Below are 1259 nucleotides of genomic sequence, written 5' to 3'. Positions count from 1 at the left end.
TGTTGATTTTCGCTGAGAACTGACCCGGCATTTCCACCGAGATTTGACCCGCCTTTCATGTATGTTTCGGTTCGGGGTTGAGGGTCAAGGTTCTGGTTTTCTCCTTCGCTTTTTTGGGTTCGTGGGCAGAGCTGTTCTTGAAGCGGAAGCTGTCATTTCCGGTTTCAAGGATGTGGCAATGATGCGTCAGCCTGTCGAGAAGCGCGGTCGTCATCTTGGCATCGCCGAAGACACTCGCCCACTCGCTGAAGCTGAGGTTTGTGGTGATGATGACGCTGGTGCGTTCGTAGAGTTTGCTCAGCAGATGGAAGAGCAATGCCCCACCTGATGCGCTGAACGGCAGATAGCCAAGTTCGTCCAGGACGACGAGATCGGAATGCACGAGGCGATTGGCGATCTGGCCTGATCGTCCCTGTGCCTTCTCCTGTTCCAGCGCATTGACCAGTTCGACCGTCGAGAAGAACCGAACCCGCTTGTGATGATGCTCGATGGCCTGCACGCCGAGGGCGGTCGCAATATGGGTTTTGCCTGTGCCGGGGCCGCCGACGAGCACAATGTTGTGGGCCTCATCGACGAATTCGCAGCGATGAAGCTGCCGCACGAGTGCCTCGTTGATCTCGCTGCTGGCGAAGTCAAAGCCGTTGAGATCGCGATAGGCTGGAAAGCGTGCGATCTTGAGCTGATAGGCTGTCGACCTGACCTCACGTTCCGCCGTCTCGGCCTTGAGCAGTTGCGACAGGATCGGAATGGCGGCTTCAAACGCTGGCGCTCCCTGTTCGGTGAGTTCGCCCACAGCTTGTGCCATGCCGTGCATCTTCAGGCTCCGGAGCATGATGACGATTGCGCCGCTGGCAGGGTTATGACGCATGGCGCACCTCCAGGGCCTTCCTCAAAGCATCGTAGCGTTCGACATTTGCTTTCGGCTCATTGGTGAGCGTCAAAGCCTGGGGAGCGCTGATGGTCGGGGGCGTGAGCGATTTGCCGTCGACGAGCCGATGGAGAAGGTTCAGCACATGGGTTTTGGTTGGAACGCCGGCCTCCAACGCCATCTCCACGGCCAGGAGCACGGCCTGCTCGTCGTGTTGCAGCACAAGTGCCAGGATCTCGACCATCTCGCGATCGCCGCCCGGCTTCTTGAGCAAATGCTGCTGTAACGACCTGAATGCATCGGGAAGTTCGGCAAACGGTGCTCCGTTGCGTAGGGCGCCTGGCTTGCGCTGAACGACAGCCAGATAGTGCCGCCAGTCATAGATCGTCTG

At 58.4% G+C, this 1259-nt stretch carries 1 protein-coding gene and 1 pseudogene; both read right to left on the bottom strand.

Translation table 11 applies throughout. The features are described from left to right. Nucleotides 1-55: 55 nt before the first annotated feature. Nucleotides 56-868 carry an IS21-like element helper ATPase IstB gene (gene istB, locus A3A9_RS0136465; RefSeq protein WP_027062831.1) on the bottom strand — a complete coding sequence of 271 codons (813 nt, stop codon included), beginning with the start codon at nucleotides 866-868 and terminating at the stop codon, nucleotides 56-58. Next, nucleotides 858-1259: pseudogene (locus A3A9_RS40880) on the bottom strand (IS21 family transposase); the annotation flags it as partial. The pseudogene A3A9_RS40880 and the gene istB, both read right to left, overlap by 11 nt.

The organism is Mesorhizobium loti CJ3sym, from assembly GCF_000472785.1.
GTDB classification, from domain to species: Bacteria; Pseudomonadota; Alphaproteobacteria; order Rhizobiales; family Rhizobiaceae; genus Mesorhizobium; species Mesorhizobium loti_E.
Note: the sequence above shows the minus strand (reverse complement) of the source record. Positions and strands in the feature narration are given on the sequence as shown.